This is a genomic window from Actinacidiphila sp. bgisy160 (genome assembly GCF_057707815.1).
The window spans coordinates 516,385-540,379 of the sequence record NZ_JBYIQW010000001.1; the positions used below are offsets into that span (position 1 = coordinate 516,385).

Consider the following 23,995-nt stretch of genomic DNA (forward strand, 5'->3'; position numbering starts at 1 on the left):
CCACGCCGGCCGCCGCGCACGCAACAAAAAGGCCCGCGTCCTTCGCTGGACGCGGGCCTTGCTTCACTTGCGGTCCTGACGGGATTTGAACCCGCGGCCTCCACCTTGACAGGGTGGCGAGCACTCCAAACTGCTCCACAGGACCAGGCTTCGCGGCCGTCGTTCCCTGGCCGCGAGGAAGACTGTACAGCAGGTCAGAGGGTGATTGCGAACCCGATCAGCCCCAGGCTTCGTCGAGGGCCTTGAAGATGCGTTTGTCCGAGACGGGGAACGCCGTCCCCAGGGCGTGCGCGAAGTAGCTGACCCGCAGTTCCTCGATCATCCACCGGATGTCGCGCACCCGTTCGGGGACCGGGCGTCCGGCCGGCTGGGCGGCCAGGAGCTCGGCGTACTCGGTCTGGATCTCCCGCACCTTCTCCATGCGCGTGGTGTCGCGCTGGACGCCCGTGGGCATCTGCTGCAGCCGCCGGTCGACGGCCACCAGGTAGCGGAGCAGGTCCGGCAGCCGGCGCACCCCCGCGGCGGTCACGAAACCGGGCCCCACGAGGGCTCCCAGCTGCTCCTTGACGTCCGCGAGGTTCGCCACCAGGGCAAGGCTCTGGGTGGCCTTCACGCGGCGCTCACAGGCCTGCCAGGCGGCCAGCACCTGGCGCACCTGGGCGACCGTCCTGACCGTCAGCTCGACGAGGTCGGCGCGCACCGAGTCGTACAGCTTCCGGAAGGACTCCTCGTCCCAGACAGGGCCGCCGTGCTCCGACATGAGCCGGTCGGCGGCCGCGGTGACGCAGTCGTCGAACAGGGCGGTCACCGAGCCGTGCGGGCTGCGCGACAGGGCGAGCTTGTCCTGGTTGGACAGCCGGTCCGCGGCGAACTTCGCCGGGTTCGCCGGCACGTTCAGCAGGATCAGCCGGCGTGTGCCGCGCCACATCGCCGCGGCCTGCTCGGCCTCGGTGTCGAAGAGCTGCACGCCCACGCTCTCGCCCTCGTCGACCAGCGCCGGGTACGCCTTGACCGGCTGCCCGGACCGCCGCGTCTCGAAGGTGCGCGGCAGGGTGCCCACCGTCCACTGCTTCAGCCCCGTGCGCCGCTCGATGCCGATGGAGCCCGAGGCGTCGAAGGCCTTGCTGATCGCGGCCTTGGTCTTCGGCCGCAACCGCAGCTTCAGCGCCTCCAGGTCCTTGTCCTCGGCCAGCTTGCGGCGGCGCTCGTCGGTCACCCGGAAGGTGATCTTCAGATGGTCCGGGACCTTGGCGAGGTCGAAGTCCTCGGCGGTGACGGGCACGCCCACCATCCGCTGCAGCTCCCTCGCCAGCGTCTCGGGCATGGGGTCCCCCATACCGAAGGTCAGGGGAGGGTCCTGCACGGGGACGACACGGTCGAGGAAGGCCTTCGCGTAGTTCGGCGCCGGCACGTAGTGGCGGCGGATGGCCTTGGGCAGCGAGCGGATCAGCTCGGTGACGACCTCCTCGCGCAGGCCCGGGATCTGCCAGTCGAAGCCGTCCGGCGTGACCTGGTTGAGCACCTGCAGCGGGATGTGGACGGTCACGCCGTCCGCGTCCGTACCCGGCTCGAACTGGTACGTCACACGGAACTTGAGCTTCCCCTGCCGCCACGAGTCGGGGTAGTCGTCCTTGGTGACGGCCTCGGCGTTCTCGTTGATGAGCATGGAGTGCTCGAAATTGAGCAGCTCCGGCTCCTCGCGGCGCTTGTGCTTCCACCACGAGTCGAAGTGCGCGCCCGACACGACGTGTTCGGGGACCAGGCGGTCGTAGAAGTCGAAGAGCGTCTCGTCGTCGACGAGGATGTCGCGGCGCCGCGCCCGGTGCTCCAGCTCCTCCACCTCGGCCAGCAGCTTGCGGTTGTCGAGGAAGAACTGGTGGTGGGTGCGCCAGTCGCCCTCGACGAGCGCGTTGCGGATGAACAGCTCGCGGCTGGTCTCCGGGTCGATCTTCCCGTAGTTGACCTTGCGGTCGGCCACGATCGGCACGCCGTACAGCGTCACTTTCTCGAAGGCCATGACCGCGGCCTGGTCCTTCTCCCAGTGCGGTTCGCTGTAGGACCGTTTCACCAGGTGCTGGGCGAGCGGCTCGATCCAGTCCGGCTCGATGCGGGCGTTGACCCGGGCCCACAGCCGCGAGGTCTCCACCAGCTCGGCCGACATGATCCACCGCGGCGGCTTCTTGAAGAGCGAGGAGCCGGGGAACACCGCGAACTTGGCGTTGCGGGCGCCCAGGTACTCGTTCTTGCTGTCGGTGTCCTTCAGGCCGACGTGCGACAGCAGACCGGCCAGCAGGGACTGGTGCACATGCTGGAGGTTGACCTCGTGGTCGCCCTCGGCGAGGTGGATGCCCATCGTCTTGGCGACCGTGCGCAGCTGGCTGTAGATGTCCTGCCACTCGCGGATGCGGAGGTAGTTGAGGTACTCGGTGCGGCACATCCGGCGGAAGGCGGAGGAGGACAGCGCCTTCTGCTGCTCGCGCACGTACCGCCACAGGTTGAGCAGCGCCATGAAGTCGCTGGTCTCGTCGGCGAAGCGGCGGTGCTTCTCGTCGGCCTGCTGCTGCTTGTCCTGGGGGCGTTCCCGCGGGTCCTGGATCGACAGGGCGGCCGCGATGACCATGACCTCGCGGACCACGCCGTTGCGCTCCGCCTCCAGCACCATGCGGGCCAGTCGCGGGTCCACCGGCAGCTGGGAGAGCTTGCGGCCGGTCTGCGTGAGCTTCTGCCCGTCGAGCGCGCCGAGCTCCTGCAGCAGCTGGACACCGTCCTTGATGTTGCGGGCGTCCGGCGGGTCGATGAAGGGGAAGCGGGAGATGTCGCCGAGACCGGCCGCGGTCATCTGCAGGATGACGGAGGCCAGGTTCGTGCGGAGGATCTCGGCGTCGGTGAACTCCGGGCGGGACTCGAAGTCGTCCTCGGAGTACAGCCGGATGCAGATGCCGTCCGCAACCCGGCCGCAGCGGCCCTTGCGCTGGTTGGCGCTGGCCTGGCTGATCGGCTCGATGGGCAGCCGCTGCACCTTGGTGCGGTGGCTGTAGCGGGAGATGCGGGCGAAGCCCGTGTCGATCACGTACCGGATGCCGGGGACGGTGAGCGAGGTCTCCGCGACGTTGGTGGCCAGCACGATACGGCGGCCCGTGCCGCGCTGGAACACCTTGTGCTGCTCGGCCGAGGACAGCCGCGCGTACAGCGGCAGGACCTCGGTGAGGCGCAGCTGTCTCTTGTTCAGGGCGTCGGCGGTGTCGCGGATCTCCCGCTCGCCGGAGAGGAAGACCAGGATGTCGCCCGGGCCCTCGGCCTGGAGCTCGTCGACCGCGTCGCAGATCGCGGTGATCTGGTCGCGGTCGTCGTCATCGGCATCTTCGGCGAGCAGCGGGCGGTAGCGCACCTCCACCGGATACGTACGCCCGCTGACCTCGACGATCGGGGCGTCGCCGAAGTGCCGGGAGAAGCGCTCCGGGTCGATCGTCGCGGAGGTGATCACGACCTTGAGGTCGGGGCGGCGGGGGAGCAGCTGGGCGAGGTAGCCCAGGATGAAGTCGATGTTGAGGCTGCGTTCGTGGGCCTCGTCGATGATGATCGTGTCGTACTGGCGCAGCTCCCGGTCGGTCTGGATCTCGGCCAGCATGATGCCGTCCGTCATCAGCTTGACCAGCGTGCCGTCGCCGACCTGGTCGGTGAACCGGACCTTCCAGCCGACCGCGCCGCCCAGCGGGGTGCGCAGCTCCTCCGCCACGCGTTCGGCGACCGTGCGGGCGGCGATCCGGCGGGGCTGGGTGTGGCCGATCAGGCCGCGGACGCCGCGGCCCAGCTCCAGGCAGATCTTGGGGATCTGCGTCGTCTTGCCGGAGCCGGTCTCGCCCGCGACGATCACGACCTGGTGGTCGCGGATCGCCTCGAGGATCTCGTTCCTCTTCCGGCTGACCGGCAGCTGCGCGGGGTAACTGATCGCGGGTATGGCCGTGCGCCGCGCCTCGACCTTCAGCGCGGCCTTGTCGATCTCCGCCCGGATCTCGGCGAGCACGGCCGAGCGGGCCTCGGGCTTGCGGATGCGGCGTGCACCGTCCAGGCGACGGCCGAGGCGCTGCGCGTCGCGCAGGGTGAGCTCGGCCAATCGTGCGGCGAGCTCACCGAATACGGGGGAGGGGGGCTGCGTAGACATACGCGTCCCAGCATCGCATCCGCCGTGCGCGCAGGGCGAACCGATTACCGGTGGCACCCCGGTCCACCAGGGCGGCGACCAGGACGGAGATGTCCAGCACGATCACTCGCCCCTCCCCTCCCTTCGGGCGGCGGGGATGTCCTTCATCGACACGGTGCTCCGGAGCCCTCGGCGGGTCGGAGCGAGTCCTTCCTCGGCAGCCGGCTGTGCGGTTTCCTCCTCGAGGTGGATCGGCAGGCCCCTGGAGCGGCCGTCCTGACTCCTCCGCACGTCGACGCGGTACGGCGTAGGCGTCGTCGTTGGGGCTCGGCCCGCGGCCAGGGAAAGCGCGAGGCGCCGGGCCCCCGTGGAGGGGCCCGGCGCTGGGGATTGCAGGTCGCCCGCTTGACGACGACGCCGTCGCCCGGCCGTGCTCGCGCTGGTGGTGGAGCCGCCCGCGTCGTACCAGCGCCAGGAGCCACTGGTCCAGTGATCGTGGAGAGGGGCTCACGCCCTGGTCAGGGGCGCCGGTGGCCGGTGGCGGAACGGGTCGGGAGGCTACTTCCTCGGCAGCAGCTCCGGCCTCAGCATCAGCTCACGCAGCTGCTCACGACTCAGCGGCGGCGTCTTCAGCAGCGGTCCCAGCTCGTTCTTCCCCTCGAATCCGGTGCTGTCCCTTGCCGCCAGGACCTGGCCGTCCGGCAGCGTCAGCCGGCCCACGAGCTCCGGGCCCCAGGTCTGGGAGGCCCCGATGGGGCTCATGCTCGGGGAGACGAGGCCGGGGCCTGCCGTGGCGCCTTCCTGCCAGATGGTGAGCACGCGCCCGTCCGGCAGCTGCTCGCGCACGCAGTCGCTGTGGCCGCTGTCCGGTTGGCAGAGGTCGTCGGGCATTCCCTTGCCGCCGGTCTTGGCGTCGATGTACTCGCCGGTCATGATCCTGATGTGCAGGTAGCCGACGCCTCCGTCACGGCGAACCGCGTACTGGCCGTCCAGCGGCCCCACATGCGGCTCCTCGGCGTGCTTGGCGTCCGCCTGCTTGACCAGCACCGCCCAGGAGACCTGCTCGATCTCTCCCACTGCCGGAGGCAGCAGCTTTGCCAGCTTCTTTGCCTGGCCGCTGCCGCCCGTCAGCTCGACCGGAGCGGCCACCGACGTCCCGCCGGATTCCCGCCCCCCCGCCATTCCCGGAACGACCACCGCTCCCGCCGCGACGACGGCGAGTGCCGCACCGCTCACCACGGCCCGTCGCCGCCACCGGATGCGCGATGCCTTCGCGTATACAGCGTCCGTGCTGAAGGAGGGCTGCCCCGCCTCTTCCACGGCGCGTCCCAGCAGCGTCCGCACTTCTGTGGTGTCCATGCTCATACCAGCTCCTCCTGCATCTCGGCGCGCAGCGCCGCCAACCCCCGAGCCGTATGGCTCTTGACCGTGTTCACGCGCATACCGAGCAACTCCGCCGTGGCCTCGACGCTCAGGTCCTCCCAGTAGCGCAGCACCAGCACGGCGCGCTGTTTGGGGGTGAGGCGGGCGAGGGCCGCCCGGACCATCAGCCCGGTGTCCGAGTCGGCCGGCGGTGAGGCCGACTCAGGCAGTTCGCCGTATACGTGCTCGCGCCGCCAGAAGCGGCGCCGGGCGGCGATGAAGGTGTTGAGCAGGGTTTTGCGCGCGTATGCCTCGATGCTGTCGAGGCGGCCCAGGCGCCTGCCGCCGAGCACCACCTTCACCAGGGTCGTCTGGACCAGATCCTCGGCCTCGTCGCGGTTGCCGCAGAGCAGATAGGCGCTGCGGAAGAGCGCCGTACGCCGGCCCTCGACGAAGGCGCGCAGCGCGTCGTCGCCGGTCACCATTCCGCCCCTTTCCCGGTCCGCGCGGCGCGGACCGTCACACCACTCCAGTGCGGTGGGGCGGTCACCGGGTTGCGGTCGCCGGAAAGAACCTGACGGCACTGTCGGGGTCGGGTGGGTGTCGGTGTCGGTGTCGGTGTGCGACATGGCCGGTGCGGAACTCTTCCGTGCGCGCCCTCGACACGGGCTCGAAGCGTCTCAGGTACCTCCCGCCGGCTGAGACAAGGGATTCCCGCTCTCGGTTCGCGTGTCTGTGGATGTGGTGACGGCTGCGCCCAGGACCACGGGTGCGTCACGTCGTCCGGTCGCGATGAGCACTGCCCGGTCTCCGTTGCGTAGGTGGTGCGATCAGCCGGCTGGGTCCTGGGGCCGGAGCGATCGCAGGCGTTGCACGGTCGGCGTCTCGGGAGGAAGCTGCGTACGGGCGACTCTTGCGCCAACGCGAAACCCCCGCCGTCGGCGGCGGGTGAGAACTTGAGCCCGGCGGCCAGGAGACAGCCGCCGGGATTCAAGCCCCGTTCCCGATCCGGATCATTGGCGTAAGGGGCACGAAAGAGCCCCTCTCCAAAGATCGTGGAGAGGGGCTCTTGCCCTGATGGGCGCTGGTGGCTGGGGCCGGGGTCGAACCGGCGACCTATCGCTTTTCAGGCGATCGCTCGTACCAACTGAGCTACCCAGCCAGCGCGGTCCTGACGGGATTTGAACCCGCGGCCTCCACCTTGACAGGGTGGCGAGCACTCCAAACTGCTCCACAGGACCTTGCTCTGCGCTCCGTGCGAGAGACAGTCTCCCACACGTTCGTGCGTGCTCCCAACGGGATTCCGCCGCGCTGCGCGAGGGACGGATCGCCGGGTACGGGGCTTCCGGTCGGTGATTCTCGGTGACCGGTCGGACACGCGCTGGCGGGCCGATCTCGCTGGACCAGCGTATCAGACCCGGGGTGCTGCCACGCACGCGTGACCTGCGGGCCTGCGCCAGGGAGGGCACCGGCCGGGGCCCGGAAACACAGAAGGCAGCGCCGCCGGTGACCGGCCGCACTGCCAACGCGCATGGTCTGCGGGATGACGCAGACGTATGTGCCCCCAACGGGATTCGAACCCGTGCTACCGCCTTGAAAGGGCGGCGTCCTGGGCCACTAGACGATGAGGGCTGAATGACCCGCCGGGCGGATCTTCGGCCGTCGGGACGCGTCAGCAGCATATGGGATGCGAGGGGGGATCGCCAAAACGGTTTACGGGCTGCTCGTCGCCGTGGCGGAGGGTGTCCCCGAGGAGGTGGGAGAGGAGGCCCCGGGGCGGCCCGGCTCCACCTCCTCCGGGAGGTGACGGGAGACCTCGGCGGTGGACAGCCCGAGCCCGCCGAGGGTGATCTCGTCCCAGGCCTGCAGCGCGTGGGTGTCCTGGTCCAGATAGAGGACGGAGGCCTCCACCTTCTGCGGGGTGTCGCCCTCGACGGCGCGCAGTCCGCCGCCGCCGGTCGTGCCCTGCACCATCAGCCGGCTGCCCTCCCCCAGGACGCTGACGTCCCGGGTGTGCGTGTGCCCGGCCAGGATCAGCGGGGCGACACCGTCGGTCTGGGCGGCGGCGATCGGGTTGTGGGCGACGGCGATGTCGACCTTGGCGCCCGTGGCGTTCTGCCGCCGGACGGCCTCGGCCAGCTTCCGCCCCGCCAGCCGTTCCGACGGGTCGCCGGCCGCCTCGACCGAGCGGTCCGGGGTGAACTGCGGGTCGCCGATGCCGGCGATGCGCAGCCCCCTGACGACCACGGACCGGCCGTCGTCGACCACGTAGGCGTTGGCCCGGCCCGCGACGGCGCGCTGGCTGTCCATGGAGTCGTGGTTCCCGCGGACGAAGACGTAGGGCGCGCCCAGGTCGGGGATGGCGGAGGTGAAGCCGTTCTCCGCGGTGGTGCCGTGGTCCATCAGGTCGCCGGTGTCGACGATCACGTCGATCTTGTACTCGGCGACCACGGACTCGATGATCTGCCAGGCCGCCGGGTTGAGGTGGATGTCCGAGACGTGCAGCACGCGCAGCGTGGTCGGATCCGGGTGGTACGCGGGCAGCGTGGACGTCGCGTCGTACAGCCGGGTCATGTTGGTCACCAGGCGGGCGAGTTCCTGCTGGTAGATGTCGAAGTCGCTGACGATGCTGCGCGCGTTGCCGACCACCGAGGGGGCGCTGCTCAGCAGCCCGGAGAACCTGGGCTCCAGGACGCTGCGCGGGTTCCAGGTGCCGTACGCGGTGCCCGCGCAGGCCACCAGCACCGCGAGGGACAGCCCGCCCGCGGCGAGGGCGCGGCGGGGCCTGCGGTAGACGGCCAGGCCCAGGGCGGTGGCGCCGGTCAGCGCGGCCACCGAGGACCGCAGCGCGAGCTCGGCCGTGCTGTGCTGGACGTCGGCGGCGACCTGGCTCTGCAGTCCGCTGATCCGCTCCGGGTGCCGCACGAGGGTCCGGGCCCGGTCGGGGTCGAGGGTGTCGACGTCCACGACCAGACGCAACGGGCCGTCGTGGCTGTCCAGTTGGAGGGAGCCCAGCGGGGAGACGTTGACCTTGGTGTCCCCGGTCCAGGACGGGTGCAGCGACATCCGGGTGTTCATCGGGCCGACCGGTTCCTCGATGCCGCCCAGCACCACCAGGCCGAGCCAGCCGCCCACCAGCGTCACCACGAGCAGCCCGAGCGCGCCCAGGTACGGGCCGGCGGGGGAGACGGGGAGCGAGGGGGCGGGCGGTGCGGCGGTGCGGCGGCGCCAAAGGTCACGGATACGGGGCACACGAGATCGAACGCGGACCATTGCCGACGTATGCCCTGGGCCGTCGCGGGCCATGCGCCGCAGGGCGGAGTGCCCCCGCGCGCCCGCGGGGGGTCATCGGGGCTCAGCCCCAGCCGAGTTCGTGCAGCCGCTCGTCCTCGATGCCGAAGTGGTGCGCCACCTCGTGGACGACGGTCGTGGCGACCTCGTCCACGATCTCCTCCTTCGTGGCGCACATCCGCAGGGTCGGGCCGCGGTAGATCGTGATCCGGTCCGGCAGGACGCCCGCGTACCACTCACCGCGCTCGGTCAGCGGCGTCCCCTCGTACAGGCCCAGCAGCTCCGGATCGGCGGGGTCGGGCTCGTCCTCGACGAACACCGCCACGTTGTCCATGACGCGGGTCAGCTCGGGCGGGATCCGGTCCAGCGCGTCGCTGACCAGTTCCTCGAACGCTTCGCGTGACATCTCCAGCACACCGCCATTGTCCGGGACGGAAGGCCGTTCGGGCAGCGTCCGACGCGGATTCCGGTGCCGGGCGCGGGCCAAGGGGTCGCCGGGCGGGAGGCGTTCGGTGACCCGCGCCGGGGGCGGTCCGGCCGCCGCGCGGCCGCGCTCCCGCCCGTACGGGCGTGTCCCCGAGGGCCGTGGGCCCGTTGGGCAGCGCGGAGCCCGATCCCGCGACGCCCCCCGCCGGACCCACCGGTCCCGCCAGATCCACCAGAGGTGCCCCCGTGACCCCTGCCACCGCCCGCGCGCGTACGGCGGCCGTGCTGCTCCTGCCCGTGCTCGCCCTGGGCTCCGCGTCCGGCTGCATGAGCGTGGGCGGCGCGGGCGGCGACGCCCAGCCGAAGGGCGCGTCCTCGGGCGTCGCCGGGGAGGCCGGCGACGCCGGGGGGACCTGGGAGGACGGCGGGATGGTGATGCCCGGCGGCCCCGGCGGGGTGGAGGGGCGGCCCGGGGCGCCCGCGCCCGGCGCCGGCTCGCCCTCGGCGTCGGCGCAGGAGTCGGTCCCGGGGCCGACGCAGGGCCCGGGCCGCTCCCACAGCCAGAAGCCGTCCGGGCGCCCTTCGTCCTCGGGACGGCCCTCGCAGTCCGCGCCGCCGTCCGACCGGCCGTCGACGACGTCCTCGCCCGGTGACGGTTCGCCGTCGCCGTCCGGGGGCGGGGAGTCGCCCGAGCCCTCGCCGTCCAGCGCGCCCTCGGTGAACGGTGCCGCGTGAGGGGCACGGGGGACCGAGAGGACCGAATTGGCCAAAGCGGTCTCGTATGCGTATGCTGGTAGATCGTTTGATCCCACTGCCCGGCGCCGAACCGAGACGCGCCGCGTTGGCGCGTTCCTTTTCTCCTGTGGCTGACCGCATCGAGGCGGTTGTAAGCAACCTCCGGAGCTGGCGCGTGCCGAAATCTCCGAGAGGTTTTAGCTTCAGCATGTCTATTGACACTGCCGACCGTTCCGCCATGCCCATCGACACCGACGGCACCGACGAGACCGTCACCGAGGAGCACACCGCTCCCGAGACCCCCACCGTGACCTTCGGCGACCTCGGCCTTCCCGAGGCGATCGTCCGCAAGCTGGCGCAGAACGGGGTCACCACCCCCTTCCCGATCCAGGCGGCGACGATCCCCGACGCCCTGGCCGGCAGCGACATCCTCGGCCGCGGCCGCACCGGCTCCGGCAAGACCCTCTCCTTCGGTCTGCCGCTGCTCACCTCCCTGGCCGAGGGCCGCACCGAGCGCAAGCGCCCGCGGGGCGTGATCCTCACCCCGACCCGCGAGCTGGCGATGCAGGTCGCGGACGCCCTGCAGCCGTACGGCGACGTGCTCGGCCTGAAGATGAAGGTCGTCTGCGGCGGCACCTCCATGCAGAACCAGATCTACGCCCTGGAGCGCGGTGTCGACATCCTCGTCGCCACCCCGGGCCGGCTGCGCGACCTGATCGAGCGCGGCGCCTGCGCGCTGGACCAGGTGCAGATCGCCGTCCTCGACGAGGCCGACCAGATGGCCGACATGGGCTTCCTGCCCGAGGTCACCGAGATCCTCGACCTGGTCCCGGCCGGCGGTCAGCGGCTGCTGTTCTCCGCCACGCTGGAGAACGAGATCGACACCCTGGTCAAGCGGTACCTGAAGGACCCGATCACGCACGAGGTCGACCCCTCGGCGGGCGCGGTCACCACGATGACCCACCACGTCCTGGTCGTGAAGCCGAAGGACAAGGCCCCGGTCACCGCCGCCATCGCCGCCCGCAAGGGCCGCACGATCATCTTCGTCCGCACCCAGATGGGTGCCGACCGGGTCGCCGAGCAGCTGCGTGACGCGGGCGTCAAGGCCGACGCCCTGCACGGCGGCATGACCCAGGGCGCCCGCACCCGCACCCTGGCGGACTTCAAGGACGGTTACGTCAACGTCCTCGTCGCCACCGACGTCGCGGCCCGCGGCATCCACGTGGACGGCATCGACCTCGTCCTCAACGTGGACCCGGCCGGCGACCACAAGGACTACCTGCACCGCTCGGGCCGCACCGCCCGCGCCGGCCAGTCCGGCACGGTCGTCTCGCTCGCCCTGCCGCACCAGCGCAAGCAGATCTTCCGGCTGATGGAGGACGCGGGCGTCGACGCCTCGCGTCACGTCGTCGGCGGGGCCGGGGCGTTCGACGAGGACGTCGCCAAGATCACCGGAGCCCGGTCGCTGACGGAGGTGCAGGCGGACGCGGCGGGCAACGCCGCCCAGCAGGCCGAGCGCGAGGTCGCCGACCTCACCAAGTCCCTGGAGCGCGCGCAGCGGCGGGCCGCCGAACTGCGCGAGGAGGCCGACCGCCTCACCGCCCGTGCCGCCCGTGAGCGCGGCGAGGACCCGGAGGCCGCCGTGGCCGCCGCCCAGGCCGAGGCCGCCGAGGCCGCCGCCGCGGCGACCGTCCCCGCCCCGGCCGCGGAGGCGTCCGCACCGGAGCAGCGCACGTTCCAGCGCCGCGACGACCGGGGCAACTACGAGCGCCGCCGTGACGACCGCCCGTCGTACAACCGGGACCGCGGTGACCGGGGTGACCGGGGTGATCGCGGTGACCGCGGATACGAGCGCCGTGACGACCGCCCGTCGTACAACCGGGACCGCCGTGACGACCGCCCCTCGTTCAACCGGGACCGTCGTGACGACCGCCCGTCGTACAACCGGGACCGTCGTGACGACCGCCCGTCGTACAACCGGGACCGTCGTGACGACCGCCCCTCGTTCAACCGCGACCGTGACCGTGACCGCGGTTTCGACCGCCGTGACGAGCGCCCGGCGCGTTCGTACGACCGGCGTGACGAGCGCCCGGCGCGCCCGCACGAGTCCCGTGACCGCCACTTCGGTGGCGACCGCCCCTTCAACCGGGACCGCCGCGACGACCGCCCGGGGTTCAACCGCGACCGTGACGCCAACGACCGCCGCCCGTACGGCCGTCGTGACGACCACCACCGCCCCGGCGGCTTCGACCGCCGCACGGACAAGCCGCGCTGGAAGCGCAACGGCTGACGCCCGCTGAACAGCTGAACGAACGAGAGCCCGGCAGCACTTCGCTGCCGGGCTCTCGGCGTTCGTTCGGCTCGCCTGGCACCTGGCCGGGGGGAGCCTCGGCGGCCGCGGTCGACGATGCCGTCTGCGAAGAAACCGTCCTCCAGCAGGAGGGCGCGCTCGCCGTCGTGCGCCCGCGCGACCGCCACGCCGTGGCGGCCCGTGGCGTCCACCGCGTCGGGCACGGTGATCACGCCGGGTGATCGCGGCGCGGCCCAGCAGCCGTACGGCGCTTGTGATCCCGGTCACGGGAGTTTCCGTCCACTTCCGGACAGGACGTGACGCATGCCGTGCCCTCTGCCGGGGAATCGCTGGGGGCATGACAAATCCGCCGTCCGTGCCCAGCGTCTCCGACGAGGAACGCCTCCGCCAGCTCGGCTACACCCAGGTGCTGGCCCGCCGGATGTCCGCGTTCTCCAACTTCGCGGTCTCCTTCACCATCATCTCGGTCCTCTCCGGCTGCCTGACCCTCTACGCCTTCGGCATGAACACCGGCGGCCCCGCCGTGATCACCTGGGGCTGGCTGGCCGTCGGGCTCATGACGCTGGTCGTCGGCCTGGCGATGGCCGAGATCTGCTCCGCGTACCCCACCTCCGCCGGGCTGTACTACTGGGCCCACCGGCTCGCCCCGCCGCGCGGCGCCGCCGCGTGGGCCTGGTTCGCGGGCTGGTTCAACGTGCTCGGCCAGGTCGCCGTCACCGCCGGCATCGACTTCGGCGCCGCGAGTTTCCTCAACGCCTACCTGGACCTGCAGTTCGGCTTCAGCAGCACCCCGGGCCACACGATCGTCCTGTTCGCCGCGATCCTGGTGCTGCACGGGCTGCTCAACACCTTCGGCGTGCGCATCGTCGCGCTCCTCAACGACATCAGCGTCTGGTGGCACGTGCTCGGCGTCGGCCTGATCGTCGGCGCGCTCGCCTTCGTGCCGGACCGGCACCAGTCGACGTCGTTCGTCTTCACCCACTTCGTCAACAACACCGGCTGGGGCAGCAGCTTCTACGTGGTCCTGCTCGGCCTGCTGATGGCGCAGTACACCTTCACCGGCTACGACGCGTCCGCGCACATGACCGAGGAGACCCACGACGCCGCCACCGCAGGGCCGCGCGGCATCGTCCGGTCCATCTGGATCTCCTGGATCGCGGGCTTCGTGCTGCTGCTCGGCTTCACGTACGCGATCCGGTCCTACGACGACGTCCTCGGCACGCCGACCGGCGTGCCCCCGGCGCAGATCCTCATCGACGGCCTCGGCGACGTCGGCGGCAAGCTCCTGCTGCTCGTCGTCATCGGCGCCCAGCTCTTCTGCGGGATGGCCTCCGTCACCGCCAACAGCCGCATGATCTACGCCTTCTCGCGCGACGGGGCGCTGCCCTTCTCCGCGGTCTGGCACCGCATCAACCCGCGAACCAGGACGCCCACCAACGCCGTCTGGCTGGCCGCGCTCGGCGCGCTCGTCCTGGGCCTGCCGTACCTGATCAACCTGACGGCGTACGCCGCCGTGACCTCCATCGCGGTCATCGGCCTCTACATCGCGTACGTCATACCGACCTTCCTGCGCCTCGGGAAGGGCGAGGACTTCGAGCGCGGCCCCTGGCACCTCGGCCGCTGGTCCCGTCCGATCGGCGTCATCGCCGTTTCCTGGGTCGTCTTCATCACGGTGCTCTTCATGCTGCCGCAGGTCAGCCCGGTCACGGTGAACACCTTCAACTACGCGCCGATCGCCGTCCTGGTCGTCCTGGGTTTCGCCGCGACATGGTGGTTCGTCTCCGCCCGCCACTGGTTCCTCCGCGACCGGGGCCCCGCCTCCGCCGACCTCCCCGCCCCCGCCCCGGCCGACACTCCGGGCTGACCGCCCCGCCCCTTCGCCGGCGGCGGCCGCGCCGCACGGGCCGAATGCGCTCGGAGCCACGGCCGCCGTCCGGCTATGCTGCGGGGTGCGGGCCGTTAGCTCAATTGGCAGAGCAGTGGACTTTTAATCCATTGGTTGTGGGTTCGAGTCCCACACGGCCTACGGAAGAGGCCCAGGTCAGACACGTTCCGACCTGGGCCTCAGGCGTTCGGGGATCGCTAGCTCCCCCCGTGCTCCCCCGAATTGCGCGGTTCGTCAGGTGCCACGCGGAGCGCTCGGGTACCGCGCGCGGCCCGGGGACGGCCGTCCGTGGGCGCCTGTCAGCGCGTCGCTGGCGTCTTCTCTTCGAGCACGCACGGGCCGGGTCTCGGTGACAGCGACCGGCTCGGCGCCATCCCCGGGTCGCCGGGGTGGCACCTCCCCCGCATCGCGGCAACCGCGCACGTGTTCGACTGTAGGGCGGGCGGGAGGGAGCAGCCCACCCCGGCCGGGCGCGCTCACTCCTTCGAGTGGCCACCGCCCTCGACGGGCCCCGGCTCGCCACGGCGCCACGTTCACAGATCATGAGCACAGATCGGGGCCCCTCCCCAATGGCTCGGCGAGGAGGACATCACGGACGAGAAGACCCGCATGCATCGCCCCGGCGAGAAAGTACCGGTCGGCGGCATCCACGAATGCGACTGCGGCCAGGGCCACCAGTTCAGCGTCACAGACGAGGAGGGCCCTAGCCGGTCCCAGAGGACTGCACCGGCACTGGCTGGAACCTGCGCGGGCGCCCCTGCTGCCCGCCGACCCGCCCGGACAGCACCGGGGAGCCAGAGGCCCAGCGCAGCGGCCGACCTGCTGGCAGGATGAAAGGCTGAACGAACCCCAATCCGGCCCCGCCGAACGCGCTGGCCTGTCTGCCGCGGCGGGGCCCCCTACTGCCCGGCGCTGTCAGCCGCGGGCCCCCGCCCAGCCAGCCGCACACCCCGGCCCCCACGACTTCATCTGCTCAGGTCGCATCGGTGTGAACGCCGCGCCGCGAACTACGCGTGCCATCCTCAGCAGCGGGCACCCAGTTCTCCCCCGGACTTTCCGTTTGCCGGGCGGGGTGGTTTTTGTCACCAGGCGCTGGCGCCGCCGTCGACCGCGTAGTTCGCGCCGGTGATGTACGAGGCCCGGTCGGAGGCGAGGAAGGCGGCCAGTTCGACGATCTCCTCCGGCCGGGCGAAGCGCTTGAGGAGGGTCTTGCTGGTGATCGCGTCGCGGGCTGCCTGGTCGTTTCCGAGGTCGCGGTCGCTGGCGGGGGTCAGGACGGGGCCGGGGCTGATCGCCACTGCACGGATGCCGTGCGGTGCGCCCTCGAGGGCGAGTTGCCGTGTCATGCCGATGACGCCGGCGTTGGCGGCGGTGTGCCCGACCATCGGGGGGTTCGCTCCGGCGATCATGCCGGCCATGGAGGCGACGTTGATGATGACGCCGCCGCCGCGGCGGACCAGGTGCGGCCAGGCGAACTCGGATACGAAGAAGGGGATGTCGAGCTCGCCGGTGATGGTGGTGTGCCAGTCCTCGACCGAGAAGTCGGGCAGTGGGCCGAAGCGCAGTGAGGCGGCGTTGTTGTAGATGACGTCGAGCCCGCCGTAGGCGCGTGCGGCGTCTTCGACGAGGTGGCGCGCCTGCTCGGGGTCGGTGAGGTCGATGGGTGCGATGCCCGTCATCTCGCCTCCGATGCGGCGTACGAGTTCGGCGGTTTCCTCGTTGGCGTCTGTGTGGATGTCCGCACCCACGACCTTCGCGCCCTCTCTTGCGAATACCTGCGCCGCGACGCGGCCCATGCCGCCGCCGGTGCCGGTGATCAGTACGACTTTGCCGTCGAGAAGGGGTGCCATGGGACTCTCTCCTGCCAGATGAATGCGGTGAACGGGTTGTGTTGCGGTGGTGTCCGCCGGGCGGTCCCCGGGTGCACCGGGTGAGCGGTGCACCCGGGGTGCCGTGAATGCGCCTCGGTCGGCGCCCTTCGACGGAGCCGGGGCGCGGCGGCGCTAGTTGGTGCTGGGGTGCACGGTGCCGGGAGGGGTCTCGCCGCGCAGTTCGTCAAGGAACACGCCGAAGTTGCCCTCGGACCAGTGCTCGACGGACTGGCCGTGTATGACGCGGTCGATGGAGATGCCGCTGAGCTGGACCTCACGACCTGAGGCGGGGATGCCGAAGATGGTCCCGGTGTGCCGGCCGCCGAAGCTCCAGCGGGTGACCACCTTGTCGCCCTCGACGATCTGGTCCAGGACGGTCATCTTGAAGCCGGTGAGGCCGGCCTTGATGTCGAGGTCGCCCTTGATCCAATCCTCGCGCCGCTCTGGCCCGTTGAAGCCGTGCAGGACCAGGTCCTTGGAGATGTAGCGGTCGAAGCCGGCGGCCAGGTCGCCGTTGTAGCTGGCGTAGTAGGCCGAGGTGACCTGCAGTGGCGACAGGTAGTGGTGATGGGCCGCATGGCCGGTCGAGGCGGCGTGCGGTGCCTGGCTCTGCGCGGCGGCCGGGACGGCCGCGGAGGCCACGGCGGCGGCCACCGCGAGGCCGGTCATGGTGCCGATCGCCTTCCTGCGCCGCATGAAGGTGGAAGCGGTGGGGACGTTCGCGGTCTCAGGGGCCTTGCTGAAGAACATGGAGCACTCCTCAGGTAAGCATCGGTGCCCGACGCGGAATGATTGACACGTCAAGCATCCTTCGAAGCTTGACAACCGTCAAGCAACTTCGGGCAGGCAAGCCCTGGGGCGAAACGGGAGAGCACCGCATGGAAGACTGGGAACGTCAGCGACCGCTTCGCCGCGCAACCCGGTGATTCGACGTCGACATTCCAGTGACCTGCAACGATGCGCCAGTCCTGGAGGGCGTGAGCACCTTGACCGGCGAGGAGGCGCCGACGACGTCAGGCCAGCCGGCGCCGAACGGAGCGATGCCAGAGTGACCGACGGAACACCGCGACAGACTTTGGCGGCGACGGCCCGCGGCAAGTATGCCCCCGTCCAGATGCACGAGAGCGAGATCCTCCGGCGAGGCTTGGACACCTTCGCCGAGCTCGGCTACGCCGGCACCACGATGCGGGAACTGGCCCGGCGGCTCGGCGTGAGCCACAACTTCATCCACGAGCGATACGGGTCGAAGCACGATTTCTGGCGCGCGGTCGTGGACTTTGCGCTGCGCGACGCCCAGCCGGCGCTCGACCGGCTCCTGGCAGGGTGCCGCGACGACGACGAACGCCTGAGGAGCGTCATCGTCCACCTCTACCGGCTCGCCGCCAACGACTCCGCCATGAACCGGTTGCTGACCGACGAATCGTCCCGGGACTCAAGCCGCTTGGACTACCTGCATCAGCAGTTCATCAAGCCGTTCTGGGACAGCATCGAACCGACCGTCGCCAGCCTCATCGAGGCTGGCCGCATTCCCGGCGTCCCAGCCCACATCCTTTACTTCGCCGTCACGGGCCCCGCTCTCGCCCTTGCACAAGATCCGGTCGCCGACCGGCTCAGCCCCGACAACCTGCCGACAGCGGAGCACGACAGGGACGCCATGGCCGACGCGCTCTCTGCAGTCGTCCTGCACGGCTTGCTTCCACCACGCCAATGACCATCACCTCTCGCTCGCCCCGGCGGAGGTGCGACGCGCCCGTCGGCACCAGCCGGTGTATCCCACCCGCACGCCGTCATCTCGGCCCGCGCGCATGGCCTGGGAGCTGGCCGACCGCCTGAGGGCTTGCTGGCCCCAGGCGGACAATGATCACGCACCGATGTCCTCGGCGTTACGAGGAGATCCTTTGCATTGCCGCGGCCCGCGCCTTGAGGCCCAAGCCCTCGAGGTGGTCGATGAAACGGCGACGCACAGAGCGCCTGTCACCGTTCCGTGAACCGTGACCCCTATCGGTCGATGAAAAGTGACCCCTCCCGTGATCGAGTGATCAGTCTGGCTCCATGGGGGTCAGGTGGAAGAGGTGATCGGTGTGGAGGACTGGGTTGAGACCCGTCGGCTCCACCGCGCGGAGGGCATGTCGATCAAGGGGATCGCGCGGCATCTGGGGATCGTCCGGAACACCATGCGGCGGGCTGTGGCGAGCGACGAACCGCCACCAGGCAGGACCGGCCGTCCTCGGTGTGCTTCTGGCAGCGCGCACACGTGCCTGTGACGCGCTCTCCGCTGCTTCCGGCTGTCATCGGGCACCCCCGTGGCAGGAGCAGCCGCAGCGGGGCGTCAGGACGATCAGCGGTTCGGCGGGGTGGCGGCAGGTGTACGCGCTCATGGAGGAGCGCATCGCGGACGGCACATACCCGCCCGGCGGCCGGCTGCCGTCTCTGATGGAGCTGCAACAGGAGTTCGGGATCGCGGTGGCGACGGGGCAGAAGGTGCTGCGCCAACTGCGCGACGACGGCCTCGCCGTCATGTACCCGGGGCTGGGCACCTTCGTGACCGAGCTGCCCAAGCCGTCCGGGGCCTGAATGCGCGAAAGCGCCCCCTGCCCGACACGTGCTGCTCGGGTCGCCGAAGACCTTCGTCATGTCCAGCGACAGCGCGGCGGCGACAGATGGACGGTTCCTGCCGCGGGCCTCCGGCGGAGTGCATCCGGACGGGGGCCCGCGGCGTTCGGGGGGCGGACGGTGGCGTCAGCCGTCGCAGAACTTGAGGCGCTTCAGGGCGTCGTTGATGGCCTTGCCCTGGGCTTCGGTGAGTTCGTTGCCGTGGTACGTGAAGCTCCTGGCTGCCTCCGCGTCCGCCTGGGGGCTGTTGCTGTTGATGGCGCCGCACAGCTTGCGGGCGGCGTCGATGGCCTTGTCGGGGTCCTTGGCGAAGTCGGGGTTGACGGCCTGCAGGGCCGCGATGAGTGCGGCCCGCTCGGCCCCCGTGGGGGAGGCCGGGAGCGAGGACGGGACCGAGGACGGGATCCCCGCGTCGGTCAGGGCCTTCTCGGGGTCGTCCTGGGACACCGCGGACGCGGACGACACGGCGGTCTCGGGTGCCGTGGCGGCGGTGTCCTTGGAGGAGCTGCAGCCGCTGAGGGTCACGCCCGTGACAGCGAGCAGCAGAGTGCTTGCGGCGATGTGTGTGCGCATGTCGGGATTATGGCCATATGCCCCGCCTTGGGTGGTGGAGGCGGCCTGCGGCAGGGGTGTGACATGCCGGGCAAGCCCTCGCCCCCGGGGTGGTGGTGACGGACGGGCAGGGTCCCGGGGGCCGCTACGCCGGGGTCGCGCCGCAACGGCGGGCCTCGTCGGGGATGGGGAGTTCGAACCAGACGACCTTGCCCGTGCCCAGACGGCGGGCGCCCCAGTGGGCGGCGAGGCGGTCGACGACGTACAGGCCGCGGCCGTTCTCGTCCTCCGCTCCGGCCCGGCGTACCCGCGGGACCAGGGGGGAGTCGTCGCCGACCTCGCAGCGCAGTACGTCGGTGCACAGCAGGCGCAGGGTGATGGGGCGCGAGGCGAAGCGGACGGCGTTGGTGACGACCTCGCTGACGAGCAGTTCGGTCGTCTCCAGCATCGGGTCGAGGCCCCAGCGGTGCAGGGCGCGGCGGGTGAGGCGACGGGCGTGGCAGGCCGTCTCGGGCTGCGGGGCGAGGTACCAGTAGGCGACGCTGTGCGTCGGGAAGCCCTCGCAGCGGGCGGCGAGCAGCGCGATGTCGTCGTCCCGGGAGCCGCCGGGGCCGAGGTCGCCGAGCGCCTGGTCGCACAAGGCCTCCAGGGGCGGCGGGAGGAGGTCATGGCCGGGGGTCTGGACGCGGGCGAGCAGGTTCTCGATCCCGGTCCAGATGTCGTGGCCGCGGGATTCGACCAGCCCGTCGGTGTAGAGGAACAGCGTGGCCCCGATGGGGGCGGGCATCTCGACGGTCTCGAAGTCGACGTCGCCGACGCCGATCGGCGCGCCCGCCGGCACGGGCAGCACCTCGCCCTTGCCGCCGGGGAGCAGGACGACCGGCGGCAGATGGCCGGCGTTGGCGATCAGCAGCCGGTGCGATATGGGGTCGTAGACCGCGTACAGGCAGGTGGCGATGTGCTCGATGCCGAGCCGCTGGGCCTGTTCGTCGAGGTGGTGCAGGACCTCGTCCGGGGGCAGGTCGAGCCCGGCGAGGGCCTGCACGCTGGTGCGCAACTGGCCCATGATCGCGGCGGAGGTCATCGAGTGGCCCATCACGTCGCCCACGACGAGCGCGACGCGGCTGCCGGGCAGCGGGATGGCGTCGTACCAGTCGCCACCCACCCGCGCGGTCTCGGAGGCGGGCAGGTAGCGGCTGGCCAGCCGGACGCCGGTGGGCTCGGGGAGGGAGGCCGGGAGCATGGTGCGCTGCAGCGCGTCGGCGACGGAGGCCTCGTGGCCGTACATCAGGGCCTTGTGGGCGCCGAGCGCGGTGTGCGTCGCGAGTTGCGAGGCGACGAGGAGGTCGTCGGCGGTGAAGGGCGCGCGTTCGGGGTGGCGCAACAGGGAGAGGGTGCCCATCAGGCGGTTGCGGCCGTGCAGCGGGGCGATGATCAGGCGGCGGCCGGGCGGCAGCGTGCCGGGCGGGCCGGCCACCGGGCCGAGCAGCTCCCTGGTGGCGGGGGCGATGCCGGGGGCGTCGCCGAAGACCGGGCGGCCCTCCCGCAGCAACCGGGTGAGCCGGCCCGTGGTGCTGAGCCGTACGCATTCCGACACCCCCTGCGGCCCGGGGCGGTTGACGCACCGCAGCGCGATCTGCGGCGGCTCGGGCGCGGTGGCCTCCGCGTCCGGCGACGGCAGCCCCGGGGGTGGCCGCTCCGTGGCGCGCCGCCGCGTGGGGTGCAGGTGCAGGACGACGGGATCCACGGTGTCCCGGTCCTCCGTCTCCTCCCCGGTCAGCAGCGGGTCGTGCAGATGGACGAAGATCGCGTCGGCGAAGGCGGGGACGGCCGCCGTGTCCAGCTCGCGCAGGGTCTCGTCCAGGTCCATGCCGGCGGCGATGCGCCGGGTCGCCGCGTCGAGGTAGCGGAGCCGGTCGGTCTGCGGCTGCCCGGGCCCGCGGGGCGCCTCGGCATCACGGGGCCACAGGGGCTGTCGCGCCTGCGGTTCCGCGATGCCCCCGGTCCCGCCGGGGTCTTCGTCTGGGGTGCGGTGCCGCGCCACGTCCTGGTCCCGTCCCGCCTCAGTCGAGTCGCCGGCAGCAGAGGAAGACCTGTTCCTCCGGCGGTACGTCGCTGAAGGCCGGGGCGTAGGTGTACGAGAACTCCTTGACGATCTCGAAGCCGCCCGACTCGATGACGTGCAGCAAATCCTCCCGGAGGTAGCCGGAGACGCGGATGGTGCAGCCGAGGAACGGGATGGCGAAGTCGTCCACGTCGGCCTCCACCATCGACAGGGCGAACAGCCCGCCCGGGACCAGCAGATGGTGAATCGTGCGGAGGGCGTGCGGGATCTCGGCGCGCGGCAGCATCAGCAGCGAGAAGAAGGCCGCGACGGCGTCGAAGCGGCCCAGCGAGACCGGGCCGCCGGGACGCAGGTCGGCGATGTCGAGCTGGTGGAAGGTGGCGTCGGGGACGTAGGTCCGGGCCAGTTCGAGCATGCCCTCGGACAGGTCGATCCCGACGACGTCGAATGCCGCGTCGCTCAACTGCCGGGCGGTGGGGAGTCCGGTGCCGCAGCCGAGGTCCAGCACGCGGGACCCGCGCGGCAGGGTGTCCACGAGCCACAGGCCGGCGGAGGACTGCCCCTCCTTGTGCGGGAAGGCCTCGTCGTACCGGTCGCCGATGGCGTCGAATGCCTCGGCCTGGCCGCTCCGGTCAGGCCGGCCACTCTGGTAACCGCCCCACACGGTCTTGTCGATCACGAAAAATCCCTTTCGTGTCCACTTCCAATTATCCCATAGCGTTCTTTTGTCGCCTCTTGATGGAATCTGTCCCACTGCGCGCGGGAGTCGCAGGAGTCCCGGAACGACACCGGGGTCACATGGGGCATCCGGCCCATCTCTCTGTGTGCAGGTGTGGGACTGCCGTGCCCACCGTTACGGACGGGGCACGTGCGCCGGGCTGTGCCGCGCCCGTATCGTGGGGCCACCGCGAGCACCCCGGCCCGGCCCGGGGCCGATCCGCCGCGCGTACGCCGCCGACGCCCACCGCACTTGCCAGGAACCGGACCTCATATGACCGCACCCTCCTTGCACAGCACCGCCGACATCGCCTCCCTCCCCGCGGAGGCGCGCGACGACCTGCGCGCCTACGCGGAGCTCGGCGGCTTCACGCTGACGACCGAAACCCACGCCTGGTACGCCGCCGTGGACACCGTCGCCGGCCCGGAGGAGGCCCGCGCCGCCTCCACCCTCCTCGCGGAGCTGCGCGGCCGTGACCTGCCCGCGCTGCGCTCCGCCGCGCTCCGCCTGGAGGAGGCCGAGGCCCTGGGCATCGACGCCCCCCGCACGGTGGCCGAGGCCGGCCGGGCCATGGCGCTGCTGCTGCGGGTCCGGCTGACGCTGCGCACGCTGAGCGCCGACGTCTACGACGTGGCCGAGACCGAGCTGGACGAGCTCGTCGCCGCCACCGCGAGCGGCGCCTGGCGCCGGGACCGCGGTGTGAAGGTCGCCTGGCTGCGCCGCCGGTCGCTGCGGGGACGCATCCGCGGGCTGGCCACCGGGCGGCCGCGGCGCGACGCCGTGCACACCGCCCTGGCCTCCGCGGCCTCCGAGCGCACCGACTGGGCCGCCCTCGGCGGCGCCGGCCGCCCGGCCGTCCCGGCGGACGCGGACTTCCTCGACGACGCCTCCCGCGCCGCCGAGGCCGCCGTCACCGGGCTCACCGAACTGGGCCGCCTCCTGCGTCCCGAGGCCGCGCTGGACACCCTGCCCTTCGAGGAGCTCGCGGAGCTCCTCGACCGCCTTGCCGCGGACGAGGGCACGCTGTACCGGCTGCCCAACCTCAAGGCCACCCGAGACCGCCTGGAGGCGCAGGGCCTCGCCGGGGTGCTCGCGGAGCTGACGGAGCGCCGGGCGGACACGGCCGAGGTCGTCGCTCTGCTGGGCGAGCCGGAGACCCCCGTCGTCCCCGAACCGCGCACCACGTCGGAAGCGACGGAGGGGGTTCCCGCGGAGGCGGAGGCGGAGGCGGAGGCGGAGGCCGCGCCCGCGGAGGCCGTTGCCGAGGCCGCGGTGGTCGAGGCACTTGCGACTACGGAGGCAGAGGCGGAGGCGGTCGCCGAGGCCGCGCCCGTCGAGGTCGTGGCGGAGCCGGTCGCCGAGGAGGCCGCTGCTGCGGAGCCCGAGCCCGAGCCCGAGGCCGCGCCTGCCGAGGTTGAGCCTGAGGCGGTCGTGGAGCCGGTCGCTGAGGAGCCGGAGCCGGTGGCTGAGGCTGTGGTGGTTGAGGGTGCTCCTGCCGAGGAGCCTGAGGCGGTCGTGGAGCCGGTCGCTGAGGAGCCGGTGGCCGAGCCGGAGCCGGTGGCCGAGGCTGTGGTGGTTGAGGAGGCTCCTGCCGAGGAGCCTGAGGCGGTCGTGGAGCCGGTCGCTGAGGAGCCGGAGCCGGTGGCCGAGCCGGAGCCGGAGCCGGAGCCGGTGGCCGAGCCGGAGCCGGTGGCTGAGGCTGTGGTGGTTGAGGAGGCTCCTGCCGAGGAGCCTGAGGCGGTCGTGGAGCCGGTCGCTGAGGAGCCGGTGGCCGAGCCGGAGCCGGTGGCCGAGGCCCGGGAGGCGAAGCCCGCCGCGGTGAAGCCGGCGATCACGCCGGGGAAGGCCGTGACGGCGTACTCGGCGGAGGAACTGACCGCGCTGGTCCGGTGGATCGACGGCGACGGCCAGGAGCGGTCGGACGACGAACTGCTGCGTGCCGCGATGAAGGAGCTGGGCTTCGCCCGGCTGGGCCCGCGCATCAAGGAGGCCCTCGGGGCCGCCGTGGCCGAGGCGCGCGGCTGA

The 23,995-nt window shown here is 71.6% G+C and carries 16 protein-coding genes, 5 tRNA genes and 1 pseudogene; 8 read left to right on the forward strand and 14 right to left on the reverse strand.

The window, feature by feature from the left end; translation table 11 throughout:
- Window positions 1-70 precede the first annotated feature (70 nt).
- The 9 genes from AC3EUJ_RS02495 to AC3EUJ_RS02535 form a co-directional block, all read right to left on the reverse strand.
- Window positions 71-145: transfer RNA gene (locus tag AC3EUJ_RS02495), tRNA-Asp, on the reverse strand.
- 72 nt (window positions 146-217) lie between these two features.
- A complete protein-coding gene (gene hrpA, locus AC3EUJ_RS02500; protein WP_431959181.1) occupies window positions 218-4,162 on the reverse strand; it encodes an ATP-dependent RNA helicase HrpA in 3,945 nt (1,314 codons plus the stop codon).
- A gap of 537 nt (window positions 4,163-4,699) precedes the next feature.
- Complete coding sequence (locus tag AC3EUJ_RS02505; protein WP_431959182.1) at window positions 4,700-5,500, reverse strand: hypothetical protein; 801 nt, start codon at window positions 5,498-5,500, stop codon at window positions 4,700-4,702.
- Window positions 5,501-5,502: 2 nt separating this feature from the next.
- On the reverse strand, window positions 5,503-5,988 hold the full coding sequence (locus AC3EUJ_RS02510; RefSeq protein ID WP_431959183.1) for a SigE family RNA polymerase sigma factor: 486 nt from the start codon (window positions 5,986-5,988) through the stop codon (window positions 5,503-5,505).
- Window positions 5,989-6,588: 600 nt separating this feature from the next.
- A tRNA-Phe gene (locus AC3EUJ_RS02515) sits at window positions 6,589-6,665 on the reverse strand.
- A 4-nt stretch (window positions 6,666-6,669) separates the two neighbouring features.
- Window positions 6,670-6,744: transfer RNA gene (locus AC3EUJ_RS02520), tRNA-Asp, on the reverse strand.
- Window positions 6,745-7,062: 318 nt separating this feature from the next.
- Window positions 7,063-7,135, reverse strand: a tRNA-Glu gene (locus tag AC3EUJ_RS02525).
- Window positions 7,136-7,216: 81 nt separating this feature from the next.
- Window positions 7,217-8,776 (reverse strand): metallophosphoesterase family protein, encoded by a 1,560-nt coding sequence (locus AC3EUJ_RS02530; protein ID WP_431959184.1) that lies wholly within the window; start codon window positions 8,774-8,776, stop codon window positions 7,217-7,219.
- An 82-nt stretch (window positions 8,777-8,858) separates the two neighbouring features.
- Window positions 8,859-9,209, reverse strand: coding sequence for a metallopeptidase family protein (locus AC3EUJ_RS02535; RefSeq protein WP_431959185.1), 351 nt, complete (start codon window positions 9,207-9,209; stop codon window positions 8,859-8,861).
- A gap of 257 nt (window positions 9,210-9,466) precedes the next feature.
- Here AC3EUJ_RS02535 and AC3EUJ_RS02540 point away from each other — a divergent pair, with 257 nt between their 5' ends.
- From AC3EUJ_RS02540 to AC3EUJ_RS02555, 4 genes are all read left to right on the forward strand, one after another.
- The gene (locus tag AC3EUJ_RS02540; RefSeq protein ID WP_431959186.1) at window positions 9,467-9,955 is read left to right on the forward strand and encodes a hypothetical protein; all 489 of its coding nucleotides are present in this window, start codon (window positions 9,467-9,469) and stop codon (window positions 9,953-9,955) included.
- Between the two features lie 208 nt (window positions 9,956-10,163).
- Window positions 10,164-12,245 (forward strand): DEAD/DEAH box helicase, encoded by a 2,082-nt coding sequence (locus tag AC3EUJ_RS02545; RefSeq protein WP_431959187.1) that lies wholly within the window; start codon window positions 10,164-10,166, stop codon window positions 12,243-12,245.
- Window positions 12,246-12,603: 358 nt separating this feature from the next.
- On the forward strand, window positions 12,604-14,130 hold the full coding sequence (locus AC3EUJ_RS02550) for an amino acid permease (RefSeq protein WP_431959188.1): 1,527 nt from the start codon (window positions 12,604-12,606) through the stop codon (window positions 14,128-14,130).
- A gap of 89 nt (window positions 14,131-14,219) precedes the next feature.
- Window positions 14,220-14,292 (forward strand) — tRNA-Lys (locus tag AC3EUJ_RS02555).
- Between the two features lie 941 nt (window positions 14,293-15,233).
- Here AC3EUJ_RS02555 and AC3EUJ_RS02560 read toward each other — a convergent pair.
- Together AC3EUJ_RS02560 and AC3EUJ_RS02565 are read right to left on the reverse strand one after the other, a co-directional pair.
- Window positions 15,234-16,001: an SDR family NAD(P)-dependent oxidoreductase gene (locus AC3EUJ_RS02560; RefSeq protein WP_431959189.1), complete on the reverse strand. Its 768-nt coding sequence runs from the start codon at window positions 15,999-16,001 to the stop codon at window positions 15,234-15,236.
- Between the two features lie 153 nt (window positions 16,002-16,154).
- Window positions 16,155-16,772, reverse strand: coding sequence for an ester cyclase (locus AC3EUJ_RS02565; RefSeq protein ID WP_431959190.1), 618 nt, complete (start codon window positions 16,770-16,772; stop codon window positions 16,155-16,157).
- A 298-nt stretch (window positions 16,773-17,070) separates the two neighbouring features.
- Here AC3EUJ_RS02565 and AC3EUJ_RS02570 point away from each other — a divergent pair, with 298 nt between their 5' ends.
- From AC3EUJ_RS02570 to AC3EUJ_RS02580, 3 genes and pseudogenes are all read left to right on the forward strand, one after another.
- Window positions 17,071-17,733 (forward strand): TetR/AcrR family transcriptional regulator, encoded by a 663-nt coding sequence (locus tag AC3EUJ_RS02570; RefSeq protein ID WP_431959192.1) that lies wholly within the window; start codon window positions 17,071-17,073, stop codon window positions 17,731-17,733.
- Window positions 17,734-18,094: 361 nt separating this feature from the next.
- Window positions 18,095-18,229, forward strand: a pseudogene (locus tag AC3EUJ_RS02575) (IS21 family transposase); the annotation flags it as partial.
- Between the two features lie 157 nt (window positions 18,230-18,386).
- Window positions 18,387-18,596 carry a GntR family transcriptional regulator gene (locus tag AC3EUJ_RS02580; RefSeq protein WP_431959193.1) on the forward strand — a complete coding sequence of 70 codons (210 nt, stop codon included), beginning with the start codon at window positions 18,387-18,389 and terminating at the stop codon, window positions 18,594-18,596.
- A gap of 165 nt (window positions 18,597-18,761) precedes the next feature.
- Here AC3EUJ_RS02580 and AC3EUJ_RS02585 read toward each other — a convergent pair whose 3' ends face one another.
- The 3 genes from AC3EUJ_RS02585 to AC3EUJ_RS02595 all read right to left on the reverse strand — a co-directional run bounded on the left by AC3EUJ_RS02585 (window position 18,762) and on the right by AC3EUJ_RS02595 (window position 21,931).
- Window positions 18,762-19,208 carry a hypothetical protein gene (locus tag AC3EUJ_RS02585; RefSeq protein ID WP_431959194.1) on the reverse strand — a complete coding sequence of 149 codons (447 nt, stop codon included), beginning with the start codon at window positions 19,206-19,208 and terminating at the stop codon, window positions 18,762-18,764.
- A gap of 124 nt (window positions 19,209-19,332) precedes the next feature.
- The gene (locus AC3EUJ_RS02590) at window positions 19,333-21,231 is read right to left on the reverse strand and encodes an ATP-binding SpoIIE family protein phosphatase (protein ID WP_431959195.1); all 1,899 of its coding nucleotides are present in this window, start codon (window positions 21,229-21,231) and stop codon (window positions 19,333-19,335) included.
- 19 nt (window positions 21,232-21,250) lie between these two features.
- The gene (locus AC3EUJ_RS02595) at window positions 21,251-21,931 is read right to left on the reverse strand and encodes a class I SAM-dependent DNA methyltransferase (protein WP_431959196.1); all 681 of its coding nucleotides are present in this window, start codon (window positions 21,929-21,931) and stop codon (window positions 21,251-21,253) included.
- 312 nt (window positions 21,932-22,243) lie between these two features.
- On the opposite strand from AC3EUJ_RS02595, the gene AC3EUJ_RS02600 reads away from it, so the two are divergent.
- Window positions 22,244-23,995 carry a hypothetical protein gene (locus AC3EUJ_RS02600; protein ID WP_431959197.1) on the forward strand — a complete coding sequence of 584 codons (1,752 nt, stop codon included), beginning with the start codon at window positions 22,244-22,246 and terminating at the stop codon, window positions 23,993-23,995.

Coding starts and splice junctions, on each gene's coding strand:
- hrpA (WP_431959181.1), bottom strand. CDS start 4,162: ATGTCTACGCAGCCCCCCTCCCCCGTATTCGGTGAGCTCGCCGCACGA.
- AC3EUJ_RS02600 (WP_431959197.1), top strand. CDS start 22,244: ATGACCGCACCCTCCTTGCACAGCACCGCCGACATCGCCTCCCTCCCC.
- AC3EUJ_RS02530 (WP_431959184.1), bottom strand. CDS start 8,776: ATGGTCCGCGTTCGATCTCGTGTGCCCCGTATCCGTGACCTTTGGCGC.
- AC3EUJ_RS02505 (WP_431959182.1), bottom strand. CDS start 5,500: ATGGACACCACAGAAGTGCGGACGCTGCTGGGACGCGCCGTGGAAGAG.
- AC3EUJ_RS02585 (WP_431959194.1), bottom strand. CDS start 19,208: ATGCGCACACACATCGCCGCAAGCACTCTGCTGCTCGCTGTCACGGGC.
- AC3EUJ_RS02545 (WP_431959187.1), top strand. CDS start 10,164: ATGTCTATTGACACTGCCGACCGTTCCGCCATGCCCATCGACACCGAC.
- AC3EUJ_RS02560 (WP_431959189.1), bottom strand. CDS start 16,001: ATGGCACCCCTTCTCGACGGCAAAGTCGTACTGATCACCGGCACCGGC.
- AC3EUJ_RS02565 (WP_431959190.1), bottom strand. CDS start 16,772: ATGTTCTTCAGCAAGGCCCCTGAGACCGCGAACGTCCCCACCGCTTCC.
- AC3EUJ_RS02550 (WP_431959188.1), top strand. CDS start 12,604: ATGACAAATCCGCCGTCCGTGCCCAGCGTCTCCGACGAGGAACGCCTC.
- AC3EUJ_RS02510 (WP_431959183.1), bottom strand. CDS start 5,988: ATGGTGACCGGCGACGACGCGCTGCGCGCCTTCGTCGAGGGCCGGCGT.